Genomic DNA, 10,178 nt, shown 5'->3' with positions numbered 1-10,178 from the left:
GCCGCGGCAACGGGTCGCATACGTCATGCTGGACTTCTGCACATCAATAATTCTTCTTCTCAATTGACAATCATTATCATTCAGCCTAATTTGTCGCTCGATGCGTAGGACGAGCCCGACAGTTCGGTCGTCCTCCCAACTCTTTGCAGCAAGGTGAATTCCATGACGGAACAAGTATCCACAAGCAGGTGCGACTCACCGCTACTTCAGGCATTCGTCGATAACCGAATGATCCTGGTCAAAATCGCGGCACGCATCACCGGTTGCCGGTCCCGAGCAGAAGATGTGGTGCAGGACGCTTTTTTCCGGCTGCAATCGGCGCCACAGATCACCTCTTCGTTCAAGGCTCAGCTCAGCTATCTGTTCCAGATCGTGCGCAACCTGGCGATCGACCACTACCGCAAGCAGGCGCTGGAACAGAAATACTCGGGCCCGGAAGAGGAAGGGTTGAACGTGGTGATCCAGGGTGCTTCGCCAGAAACCTCCCACATCAACTTTTCCACGCTGGAGCACATCGCCGATGCGCTGACCGAATTGCCCAGCCGCACCCGCTACGCCTTCGAGATGTACCGCCTGCACGGCGTGCCCCAGAAAGACATCGCCAAGGAACTGGGGGTCTCGCCGACACTGGTGAACTTCATGATCCGCGACGCCCTGGTGCATTGCCGCAAGGTGTCGGGGGTTCGGGGGGATACGTTCGCCCGGCGGTAACTTGCGGTGGTTTTGCCGGCCTCATCGCGAGCAAGCTCGCTCCCACAGGGATTTGTGAACACCAACGTTGTGAACACCCAAATCCCTTGTGGGAGCGAGCTTGCTCGCGATGGCGGCCTGATGACCGCCCCCTACCCTCACATCAACCCACACCGATCAAAAAACCGCTCACGCCCCAGGATCATCAACGCCGCACGCTTGTGAGGGAAATCGAATTCCTTTTCACAATGGAAGCACTGATTGTGCAAATGACCGATCATCCGGGCGTTGTCGGCGCGGGGTTCGGCCACCACGCGCTGGGTGCGCGGGTCGTCGAGAAACAGGAAATGCACCAACGCCGACAGCCAGCTCGCCACCTTGTGCGGGCCCCGGTGTTGCTCTTCGCCCACCAGCATGTGGATGCCGCGATCGTAGTCCCCGGCGTCATAGAATGGCGCGATTCGATCTTCCTTGGCCCAATAGGCTTCGAAATAGGCGAACGGCTGGTCATCGAAGCAGCCGATCAAGGTCAAGACCCGGGGATCACTCTGCAGCTTGCCCAAATACTCGCGATGCTGTTCCAGGCTGCCCTCCTCCTGCCAGAAACTCGCCACCCGGGGACTGTTCTGCCAACGGTTGAAGCGGGTCAGGTCCTGCTCGATTTCCAGGGTGCGCAAGGACACCCACGCACCCAGCCGCGCATCGAAGCGTCGATACACTTCCCCTCGCGGTTTCACGGGCCGACGCGGATGGCGCTTGCCATCGGTGATGATCATCTGCTGCGGGTAACTGCCGCTGAACGACTCCCCCAGCCAGGGCTGCGGCAGTTGCCAGAACGTCGTGCGCTCACAGGCGTATTCGCCGGGACGCTCGGTGGCCGTCAACAAGCCGCTGAGCAACGCTTCGCCAGGACGTTCGTTGAGGTGCCAGGTCAGGCGCTGGCAGTCGCAATCGCGGGCAAACAGCCAATAGCAGGCGGCCCATAGCGCTGGGCCGACGGGCCGGTCGTTGATTTCCTGCAAGTGCACGTGCAGTTCGGGACCGCGCTCCAGGCGCAACCGGATCAGCGGCGCGCCTTCAAGCATCAGGCTCAGGTGACGTTCGGTTTCATCGGCACCGAGGCGACGACCGCCGGGCAAGGGCAGTGTCGTCGGGTGGTTGAGATTGGGCATGGAAGGGGCTCGCGTATTCGTCGGTAGTCAACGTGTGACGTGAGCCAGGAACGGAAATTTAGTGGCGCATCAATGAGAATGCGTCGGCACCAGGGCAATTTGGTAGGGGCTGAAAATCGCCAGCAGTTGGCCGTTGTCCCGCAGTTTCTGCAGCAGCTGCCCAAACGCTTCGGCCGAGATCGGCGCCTGCGGCCGGATCAGTGCGTAATGGTGGTAAACCTGATCGATACGTTCAGACACCAGCAACTGCGGGCCGACCTCGGGATTGCGCAGCACGTAATCGTTAAGATACGAACGAGTCACCAGTGCAACGTCCGCTCGTCCTCGCAACACCATCAGCAGGTTGCTGTCGTGGGAGTACGTGAGCGTGGCGTTGAATTGACCGGTGAGGAACTTGGGGTCGGCGTTGAATTCGGCAAAGGCGTAGTGGTAACCACTGAACAGGGCCAGGCGCTTGCCCCGCAGGTCAGCGAAATAGCTTTGCTGGCGATCCGGCTGGCGTTGGGTGACAAAGATCTCCGCATCTTCCAGGCCCATGTCCACAGAAGTATGCGGCACATCCTGCCAGCCCCAGTCCGGGTTCTCGAAAATCGCCAAATCGACCCGACCTTGCTTGAAGTCATTGAATCGGCGCGGGATCGAAGTCGGCACCAGCACGAACTGATAGTCGGTTTGCAATCGATTCAAGGCTTCGACCATTTGCGGCAACAGACCGGTGTCGGCGCCATTCTCGGGGCGAACGGTGTAAGGCGGAAAATGGGCTGCGCCGATCCGGACCAGTTGCGCCGCTTCAGCCGGCAACGTCAAGAAAATGGCCAGTGCGGCCAGCACAACACGCGAGGTCATCCCCATCGATGAAAACGTCAAGATAACCCACTCCCCAAAAGTACCCATCACGACGATCAAGCTAGGTGGTTTCAGCCGCTTAGCCAGTACACAGCCCTTTGAAAGCGCCGTTTGATTATTATTTTTCTTCAAGCACCAGAATCAGGGCCTGCTCGGCCAGCTCATCGAGGCTCAGGCTGCCTTCGGCGCGAAACCAGGTCGTGGTCCAGGACAACGCGCCGGTGAGGAAACGCCGAGTAATGAACACGTCACCGCGAATATACCCGGCATCCTTGGCCTGGCCCAAGACCTCGAGCCACAAGTCTTCATAAATATCACGTAAGGCCAGCACTTGCCTTTGCCCTTCCTGGGATAACGAGCGCCATTCATAGACCAACACTGCCATCGCCTCGCCGCTGCCGCCCATGATCGACTGCAATTCGCAGCGGATCAATGCCAGCACGCGCTCACGCACGCTGCCCGCCTCGGCCAGGGCTGCACGCATCAATGCGGTGTTGTAGCGGATGGTTTCTTCCATCACTGCCCGCAGGATGTCGTCCTTGCTTTTGAAGTGGTGAAAGAGGCTGCCCGACTGAATGCCCACGGCGCTCGCCAGGTCACGCACCGTGGTGCGTTCGAAGCCTTTGTTGCGAAACAGGTGAGCGGCGGTCTGGAGGAGTTTGCCGCGCGCGCTGTCCGGGTCGGTCAGTTGCCCGTGGTCGACCAGCTCGCGCATCACGCTCAGGGCTTTTTGCTCGTCCACCCGCTCTCTCCTACAGTCGATCAATCAACGTGCGGCCACGGCACCAAACCGCGGAAGTGGCGTGGGCAATTTAAGCTGGCCGGCGCAACCTAGCAAGCGCTCGGGACTAAGACCGGGCAACATTGGCGCGGCTCTGCACTCCACCGCCAGGTTTTGTTGCAGGTCGAAACAGGCACTAGGCGGATGCGCCGGCTTTGACTACGCTCAAACCCATCAGCACGCCGATACCGGGAACCCTGCAATGCCTCACTGGCTGGTGATTGATCTGGAGGCCACCACCGATGAAGGGGGTTGGCCGGTAACCGAAATGGAAATTATCGAAATCGGCGCCACGCTGGTGAACCGTGCCGGCCGTGAGGTGGATCATTTCCAGCGTTTCGTACGCCCCCTGAGACGACCGCTGCTCACGCCTTTCTGTCGCGAACTGACCCACATCACCCAAGCCAACATCGACAGCGCCGCGCCGTTGACCGACGTCTGGCCAGCGTTCGAACGCTGGCTGGCGCCGTATCACTCGAACCTGGAAAGCTGGGTCAGCTGGGGTGATTACGACCGCAAGCAACTGCTCCAGGAGTGGCAGCGTCAGCAGTTGCACAGTGTCCTCGCCCAACTACCGCACATGAACCTCAAGCAGCGTTTCGCCAAGGCCCGTCGCCTGGAACGACCGCTGGGGCTCAATGGCGCGCTGCAACTGGCCGGCCTGCAATTCTGCGGTCAACAGCACCGCGCCCTGGAGGATGCGCGCAATACGGCGCGGCTACTGCCCCTGGTGCTGCCAGGTTGAGCCGCGGGCCACAACCCGGTGCGGCAGATGACGTGTGTTGAAGCCTTGTGCATACTGGCCGGCCTTTTTCAGCCCTTTTCGAGGAATCGCCCATGTTTAAAGTCAACGAGTACTTCGACGGCACCGTCAAGTCGATCGCCTTTGGCACTGCCGACGGCCCTGCGACTATCGGCGTCATGGCACCGGGCGAATACGAATTCGGCACAGCCCAGCGGGAAATCATGCACGTCGTCTCCGGCGCCCTGACCGTGAAACTGCCCGACAGCAGCGACTGGGAAACCTTCGCGGCCGGCAGCCAGTTCAATGTACCGGCCAACAGCAAGTTCCAGCTCAAGGTGACCGTCGACACAGCTTACCTGTGCGAATACCGCGGCTGAGTCTGCATCGCCAATAAAAATGCCCGTGTCCAACGACACGGGCATTTTTCATTTCGAACGCGGTGTTTATTCGAGCACTTCAACCGGCATGCCGACTTCAAGCCGACCGTTTCCGTCGTTGACCAGGTTCTGGCCGAACATCGCACCGTCCGGTGTCGAACGATACTGCTGCAACGTCGCGAAGGGCTCGCGGTTCGGATCGCGCTCGCCGGTTTGTGGATCGACCGTGGTCATGATGCAGCGCGAGCATGGCTTGACCACTCGAAACTCTACCTCGCCAATGCGGATACGCTTCCAGCCATCCTCGGCAAACGCCTCGCTGCCCTCGATCACCAGGTTGGGCCGAAAGCGCAGCATCTCCAGCGCACGACCGACTCGATTCGACAGGTCCACCAATGACGCCTGGCCGATCAGCAGCAACGGGAAGCCGTCAGCGAAGGCGACCTTGTCGTCATCCTTGCCATAACCGGCTGCGGTGGTACGCGCCAGTTCCACCGGTACATGCACCAGCCGGGTAGGATGGCCGATGAATTCGCTGACCCAGGCAGCCGCCTCGTCACCGGCATCCGGCACACGCAAGGTGTCGCGCCAGATGATCACCCCGCGCCGCTGCTCTTGCAGGTCTGCCGGCAGCGACACGTCGACAGTGCCGTGGCCTGGTGCGCTGAGCGTCAGGCCACCCGCCTCATTCCACAGGGCCGAGAGTTGGCTCATCTTCGCCACGGCGCGTTGGGTCAGGAAACGGCCCGTCCCCTCATCCACCAGCATCCAGCGCCGGTCACCGTCCAACCCGAGTTTATCCAGGCCAATCCCTTGCAGGGGCTGGCCCTTGCCGGACTTCAACGGATACCGATACAGCGCACTCAGCCGCAACATGGTCAACTTCCCTGGAGGCGAAAAAATGCCACCTTATACGAGCCGACCATTGAAGCAAACCACCACCGGATTCAGTCGAGCATCAACCGCTGGCGCACCACATCAACCAGTTTGTCCGGCTGGAACTTGGAGAGAAAATTGTCGCAGCCGACCTTCTTGACCATCGAATCGTTGAAACTGCCGGACAGCGAGGTGTGCAGGACCACGTAGAGCCCACGCAGACGCGGGTCGTTGCGGATCTCGGTGGTCAGGCGGTAGCCGTCCATTTCGGGCATTTCCGCGTCGGTGAAGATCATCAGCAATTTGTCGGTCATCACCTCGCCGGTATCGGCCCAGGCCTTGAGCATGTTCAGGGCTTTCAGACCGTCACTGGCGATGTGCATCTTCACCCCCAACTGACCCAGGGTGTCGCGCAGCTGGGAAAGCGCGACGTTGGAGTCATCCACCAAGAGCACTTCACGTCCGCGGGCACGCTCCAGCACCGGGTCTTCAAGTTTGTCCCGGGAGACCTTGGCGTTGTACGGCACGATTTCGGCCAGGACTTTTTCCACGTCGATGATTTCCACCAACTGATCGTCCACCTTGCTGATGGCGGTCAGGTAATGTTCACGGCCGGCACTGGTCGGGGGCGGCAGGATGGCTTCCCAGTTCATGTTGACGATGCGGTCTACGCCGCCCACCAAAAATGCCTGAACCGAACGGTTGTATTCAGTGACGATGATGGTGCTATTGGCCCCCGGCACCAACGGACGCATGCCGATGGCCTGGGACAGATCGATCACCGGAAGCGTCTGGCCCCGCAGATTGACCACGCCGCACACGAACGGGTGGCGCTGCGGCATCAACGTCAGCTTAGGCAGTTGCAGCACTTCCTGGACCTTGAATACGTTAATGGCGAACAACTGTCGCCCCGCCAGGCGAAACATGAGAATTTCCAGGCGATTCTCACCCACCAGTTGGGTTCGCTGATCTACTGAATCGAGAATGCCGGCCATCGATGACTCCTGGGCTTGTTCGGATGAAATCTTATAAAGGGCTATCGGCTGCGTGAGCCGGATCTTGACCCCTACATGAAAGATGACCGAGGGGCATTGATGTCACATTAACATCATGCTTTACTGGCCTCACGGTTTCATTTGCCATTTTTCCCCGCTGCGCGACCTCGGTTTGCGTACAAGGTTCCCTTGCGTAAGGGATTCCCCTAGAAACAATCAGGTCCAACCTGATATTCCTGCTATCCAATAGCCATTAATGTGACGCCATTCTCATTGCTGAATGGAGTCAGGCCTTTGTGCGCGACCGCAGGACTTCGGACCTCCAGCCTTTCGGCCGATCCCGTCAATGCAATCGTTGGCGATTTTGTCATTGCCGAACGGCAACGACATGCTGACGTGTCTTCGTTCGTTGTTGGCGGTGCAGTCCAGCCGTTCGCCACACGCGATTTTCTTTCGCCTGACATGATGTTGTGGAGATAAGCATGCCGAACGATCGTAAGAACTGGAGTCAGCGCCTTCCTGAATTTCTGACCGAGGCCGAAACGCTTCTGGCCAAGTCGGAGGAATGCCTGAGCCATTTGCAACTGATCAACAACGACAAGGACGCCATCGATTGCATGCTCAGCACCTTGTTGAAGCTTGCAAACAAGGCCGATGCCCTGGCGCTGGAAGCCGTTTCGGAGTTTTCGCTGCATATCCATGGCTTGCTCAGCCATGCGCAAAACCACGCGGAGTTGCATGATCAGGCCTTGGGCGCGCTGAAGGATTGTTTCACCCTGATGGCCTGGCAACTGGAACTGGTCGATCACACCACCGGCCAACTCGGCCTGGACAGCAGCGAACAGACTTCGCTGATCGAAGCATTTGCGGTCCAGGTTGGCCAGGATCCCTGTGAGACAGTGCCAGCGTCGCGCCCGATGGGTCTGGTGCCCTACTCCCAGAAACATGCCTGATCGCTATGATGTCGGTTCAGGGTGATGTGCCTGGTCATGGCGATTTTTTCGCCTCCATGCCGAGCGCGACCAACGATTTGTGAAGTGGTACTATCTCCCGCGTCAGTCGTTTCAGGCAGCGGCGCAAAAGCCGTCAACTGAAGATGCCTTCGACCTAAAACGTTTACCCGACCCGGCCTGTCAGATGCGCTGACCGGCTTGCCCGCAGCGAACATTCATTGGCTCCATCCGTTATGTACGCCAGCCTCAAGTCATTCATCACCTGGCCTCCCTCCCGAGAAAACGCCCGCCGCTTCACATTATTATTGTGTATCTGCTCGGCCCTCGGCTGCCTGCTGACTTACCTGTTTGCCCATACGGTACCATTGAGCCTGCTGGCGCTTAATGTCGCGGCCATGACCTGTGTCTGGATCCACCATCGATTGTCGCGCAAATCCATCAAGTTCCAGCCCCAGGAATTGGCCGACCGGTTACTTGAGGTCCAGGAAAACGAGCGCCATCGACTCAGCCGCGAATTGCACGACGACATCGGCCAGTTGCTGACTGCCGCGAAACTGCAAAGCGAATGGCTCAAGCGCCGGATGCCGGAAGCATTGCAGGGCCAATGCGCGATCCTCTGCGAGACCCTGGACGAAACCCTGAACAAGGTCCGCGATGTGTCGGCGATCCTCAACCCGAGACAGTTGACCAGCCTGGGACTTGAAGCCAGCCTGCGTGCTCACCTGCTCAAGACCCTGGCCAACACCCCGGTGAAATGGAGCCTCGATTGCCAGCAGCGCATGACAGGTATTCCGGAGGAAATGACGGTCGCCGCCTTCCGAATCACCCAGGAGGCGGTCACCAATATCTTGCGCCATGCCCAAGCGAAGAATCTGCTGGTGCGCCTGCAACGCTTACCCGAAGGACTGACGCTGCTGATCAGCGACGATGGCCAGGGATTCATCCCCGCCAGCCACCCCGCTCGCGAAGGCCAACGCGGCATGGCCGGAATGGCAGAGCGGGCCGAGCAACTGGGCGGCACCCTCAAGGTGATCAGCGAGGCCGGCAACGGCACACACATCGAAGCACGCTTTCCCTGGGCGCCCCGAGCCCTGGAACGAGCCAGTAAGAATAAGGTTCTCCATTGATTTGTAATTTGCTCCTGGTAGACGACCACTCGCTGATCAGGGCTGGCGTGCGCGCCCTGGTCATGGACCTTCCCGGCTATGCGGTCATCGGCGAAGCCAATGACGGCACGCAATTGCTGGAGCTGGTAGAACGACTGGTTCCCGATATCGTGCTACTGGACATCTCCATGAAAAATACCAGTGGCCTGGACGCCTTGCGACAGCTCAAGCAGGCGCGCCCTCAAAGCAAGGTGCTGATCCTGTCGATGCACACCGATCCGGCGTTGATCATGCAGGCCCTGGAATCTGGAGCCCATGGCTATCTGCTCAAGGACACGACCCCCACCGAGCTGGAGCATGCCCTGGAAGCGTTGCGCAATGACGAACGCTACCTGAGCCCGGCCATCGCCCACACCGTGATCAACCAGGCGCTGACCCGCGTCCAGAAACATCAGCCCGACCCTGCCCAGACCCACAACCTGACCGCGCGCCAGCTGGAGATACTGCGACTGATCGTGCGCGGCAAGTCCACCCGGGAAATTGCCAACGGCCTGAGCCTGAGCATCAAGACCGTGGAAACCCACCGGGCACAAATCATGAAGCGCCTACAAATTCATGACGTGGCCGGGCTGGTGCTGTTCGCGGTGCGCGAACAGATCATCAGCCTGGACGATTGAGCCTCGCCGAGGCACCCAACAGAGGTGAATCGGACGGCAGGTGCAGACGCAGCGCCTTTGGACGCACAGTGAACCGCAGACTGTCGACCTGCAACGGTTCGCCATCAAGGTTGATATCCAGGCCTTGGGCGACCTTGATTTCCACCCATGGCAAGCGGGCGCGCACAAACATGTTGTCGATGCCCAGGCCACCGGCCAGCAAGTCTTTCAACGTGCTGACCACTTCCTGAGGCGCTGGCAGGATGCTGATATCCAGCAATCCGTCATCGGCCAGCGCCTCCGGGCACAGCACGTGACCGCCCCCGGCCTGCCGGCCATTGCCGATGCCCAGTGCCAGCAAATCGCCCTGCCATTGGAAGCCGGGGCCCTGCAACTCGCCATAGGCCGCACTCAGTTCACTGAAGCGCGATAGGCCCGTGAACAGATAAGCGGCACCTCCCAGGACTTTCTTCAGGTCCTCGGAGGTGTTCGCCGTCACCTGGCTGCCAAAACCGCCTGTCGCCATGTTCAGGAAAATCTGGCCGCCGACTTCGCCCACATCAACGGCCTGGGGCGCAACGTCCAGCAAGTCCAGTGCCTGGGCCGGTTCCAGCGGGACGCCGGCCGCCCGGGCAAAATCATTGGCAGTGCCCAGCGGCAGCAACACCAGACTGGCCTCGCTCGACTTGTGGGCAATCGCCTCGGCGATATCCCGCAAGGTCCCATCACCGCCACCAGCGATCAGTCGCGTGTAGCCAGCGTCCAACGCCTCATCGACGCATCGCCGGGCATCACCGGCCTCCCAGGTCAACCGCACTGCCAGGTCCCAGCCCTGCTTGCGCTTGAGCATCACTGCGGCGCGAACCTCGTCGTTGAGCGCTTGCTTGCCATGCAAAATCATCAGCGCCTTGCCTTTGCTCATCGTTGTCTCCGTCAATGGAAGGTTCTGGGAATGGGACCGCTCATTCGACCGAAAAAGCC

The 10,178-nt window shown here is 59.8% G+C and carries 12 protein-coding genes; 6 read left to right on the top strand and 6 right to left on the bottom strand.

What is annotated here, in order from left to right; translation table 11 throughout:
* The first annotated feature begins 162 nt into the window (after positions 1-162).
* Entirely contained in the window at positions 163-711 is a 549-nt protein-coding gene (locus CD58_RS08855) for an RNA polymerase factor sigma-70 (protein WP_025212663.1), read from the top strand.
* Between the two features lie 137 nt (positions 712-848).
* Here CD58_RS08855 and CD58_RS08850 read toward each other — a convergent pair whose 3' ends face one another.
* From CD58_RS08850 to CD58_RS08840, 3 genes are all read right to left on the bottom strand, one after another.
* A complete protein-coding gene (locus CD58_RS08850) occupies positions 849-1,862 on the bottom strand; it encodes a GNAT family N-acetyltransferase (protein ID WP_025212662.1) in 1,014 nt (337 codons plus the stop codon).
* Between the two features lie 69 nt (positions 1,863-1,931).
* On the bottom strand, positions 1,932-2,708 hold the full coding sequence (locus CD58_RS08845; RefSeq protein WP_038436552.1) for a substrate-binding periplasmic protein: 777 nt from the start codon (positions 2,706-2,708) through the stop codon (positions 1,932-1,934).
* A 118-nt stretch (positions 2,709-2,826) separates the two neighbouring features.
* Positions 2,827-3,450: a TetR/AcrR family transcriptional regulator gene (locus tag CD58_RS08840; RefSeq protein WP_025212660.1), complete on the bottom strand. Its 624-nt coding sequence runs from the start codon at positions 3,448-3,450 to the stop codon at positions 2,827-2,829.
* Between the two features lie 241 nt (positions 3,451-3,691).
* On the opposite strand from CD58_RS08840, the gene CD58_RS08835 reads away from it, so the two are divergent.
* Entirely contained in the window at positions 3,692-4,234 is a 543-nt protein-coding gene (locus CD58_RS08835; protein ID WP_025212659.1) for an exonuclease domain-containing protein, read from the top strand.
* A gap of 92 nt (positions 4,235-4,326) precedes the next feature.
* Entirely contained in the window at positions 4,327-4,611 is a 285-nt protein-coding gene (locus CD58_RS08830; protein ID WP_025212658.1) for a pyrimidine/purine nucleoside phosphorylase, read from the top strand.
* Positions 4,612-4,677: 66 nt separating this feature from the next.
* On the opposite strand, the gene CD58_RS08825 is transcribed toward CD58_RS08830, so the two are convergent.
* Entirely contained in the window at positions 4,678-5,487 is an 810-nt protein-coding gene (locus CD58_RS08825) for an MOSC domain-containing protein (RefSeq protein ID WP_025212657.1), read from the bottom strand.
* Between the two features lie 71 nt (positions 5,488-5,558).
* Positions 5,559-6,482, bottom strand: coding sequence for a chemotaxis protein CheV (locus tag CD58_RS08820; protein ID WP_025212656.1), 924 nt, complete (start codon positions 6,480-6,482; stop codon positions 5,559-5,561).
* A 482-nt stretch (positions 6,483-6,964) separates the two neighbouring features.
* On the opposite strand from CD58_RS08820, the gene CD58_RS08815 reads away from it, so the two are divergent.
* The 3 genes from CD58_RS08815 to CD58_RS08805 all read left to right on the top strand — a co-directional run bounded on the left by CD58_RS08815 (position 6,965) and on the right by CD58_RS08805 (position 9,218).
* Complete coding sequence (locus CD58_RS08815) at positions 6,965-7,435, top strand: hypothetical protein (RefSeq protein WP_025212655.1); 471 nt, start codon at positions 6,965-6,967, stop codon at positions 7,433-7,435.
* Between the two features lie 233 nt (positions 7,436-7,668).
* Positions 7,669-8,562: a sensor histidine kinase gene (locus CD58_RS08810; protein WP_025212654.1), complete on the top strand. Its 894-nt coding sequence runs from the start codon at positions 7,669-7,671 to the stop codon at positions 8,560-8,562.
* Positions 8,559-9,218: a response regulator gene (locus tag CD58_RS08805; protein WP_025212653.1), complete on the top strand. Its 660-nt coding sequence runs from the start codon at positions 8,559-8,561 to the stop codon at positions 9,216-9,218. The genes CD58_RS08810 and CD58_RS08805 overlap by 4 nt, the downstream gene beginning before the upstream one ends.
* Here the strand turns inward: CD58_RS08805 and yegS are convergent.
* A complete protein-coding gene (gene yegS / locus CD58_RS08800; protein WP_025212652.1) occupies positions 9,202-10,119 on the bottom strand; it encodes a lipid kinase YegS in 918 nt (305 codons plus the stop codon). The two genes, CD58_RS08805 and yegS, sit on opposite strands and share 17 nt — an antisense overlap.
* Between the last annotated feature and the right edge of the window lie 59 nt (positions 10,120-10,178).

The sequence above is a fragment of the Pseudomonas brassicacearum genome (genome assembly GCF_000585995.1).
Lineage (GTDB): Bacteria > Pseudomonadota > Gammaproteobacteria > Pseudomonadales > Pseudomonadaceae > Aquipseudomonas > Aquipseudomonas brassicacearum_A.
The sequence above is the reverse complement of the archived record's forward strand: the minus strand, read 5'-3'. Positions and strand labels throughout refer to the sequence as shown.

What these genes read in the sequence shown, in the direction of transcription:
- CD58_RS08855 (WP_025212663.1), top strand. Translation starts at nt 163, where the DNA reads ATGACGGAACAAGTATCCACAAGCAGGTGCGACTCACCGCTACTTCAG.
- CD58_RS08850 (WP_025212662.1), bottom strand. Translation starts at nt 1,862, where the DNA reads ATGCCCAATCTCAACCACCCGACGACACTGCCCTTGCCCGGCGGTCGT.
- CD58_RS08845 (WP_038436552.1), bottom strand. Translation starts at nt 2,708, where the DNA reads ATGACCTCGCGTGTTGTGCTGGCCGCACTGGCCATTTTCTTGACGTTG.
- CD58_RS08835 (WP_025212659.1), top strand. Translation starts at nt 3,692, where the DNA reads ATGCCTCACTGGCTGGTGATTGATCTGGAGGCCACCACCGATGAAGGG.
- CD58_RS08830 (WP_025212658.1), top strand. Translation starts at nt 4,327, where the DNA reads ATGTTTAAAGTCAACGAGTACTTCGACGGCACCGTCAAGTCGATCGCC.
- CD58_RS08825 (WP_025212657.1), bottom strand. Translation starts at nt 5,487, where the DNA reads ATGTTGCGGCTGAGTGCGCTGTATCGGTATCCGTTGAAGTCCGGCAAG.
- CD58_RS08820 (WP_025212656.1), bottom strand. Translation starts at nt 6,482, where the DNA reads ATGGCCGGCATTCTCGATTCAGTAGATCAGCGAACCCAACTGGTGGGT.
- CD58_RS08815 (WP_025212655.1), top strand. Translation starts at nt 6,965, where the DNA reads ATGCCGAACGATCGTAAGAACTGGAGTCAGCGCCTTCCTGAATTTCTG.
- CD58_RS08810 (WP_025212654.1), top strand. Translation starts at nt 7,669, where the DNA reads ATGTACGCCAGCCTCAAGTCATTCATCACCTGGCCTCCCTCCCGAGAA.
- yegS (WP_025212652.1), bottom strand. Translation starts at nt 10,119, where the DNA reads ATGAGCAAAGGCAAGGCGCTGATGATTTTGCATGGCAAGCAAGCGCTC.